Source organism: Staphylococcus sp. EG-SA-2, assembly GCF_017152085.1.
The window spans coordinates 1-482 of record NZ_JACYHC010000258.1 but is presented as its reverse complement, the minus strand read 5'-3'; the positions used below and the strand labels follow the sequence as shown (position 1 = coordinate 482).

The 482-nt window shown below is 35.1% G+C and carries 1 protein-coding gene; it reads left to right on the top strand.

The genetic code is table 11. The features are described 5' to 3' along the window. The coding region (locus tag IDG60_RS02525) for an aminomethyltransferase beta-barrel domain-containing protein (RefSeq protein ID WP_346767028.1) at positions 1 to 336 on the top strand (336 nt) is incomplete at its 5' end. Positions 337 to 482 lie beyond the last annotated feature (146 nt).

The window sequence follows — 482 nt, the reverse complement described above, 5'->3', positions numbered from 1 at the left end:
CTAAAAGATAATGTTTTATATGTAGAACAAGGATTCCATCACGATGCATTATACAGTGATTACTTAATTGCTTCAGACTATTCATTTGTAAATCCAGAAGATAATGACTTAGATCAAGGTTTTGAATGTACAGCTAAATTTAGATATCGCCAAAAAGATACGAAAGTTTTTGTGAAACGTGAAAACGACCATGCACTACGTGTTACTTTTGCTGAGCCAGTAAGAGCAATCACACCTGGACAAGCAGTTGTTTTTTATCAAGGTGATGTGTGTCTTGGTGGTGCAACAATTGACGATGTGTTCAAAAATGAAGGTCAATTAAATTATGTTGTATAAACAATGGCAACAATAAATTACTTATTTGAAGTTTCAACGTCGAAAATGACGAAAGACAGTTTTTGATGAGAATAATTCATGATGATAGAGTCTGGGACATCACAATGTCCTAGGCTCTACAATGTTATATTGGCGGGGCCCCAACA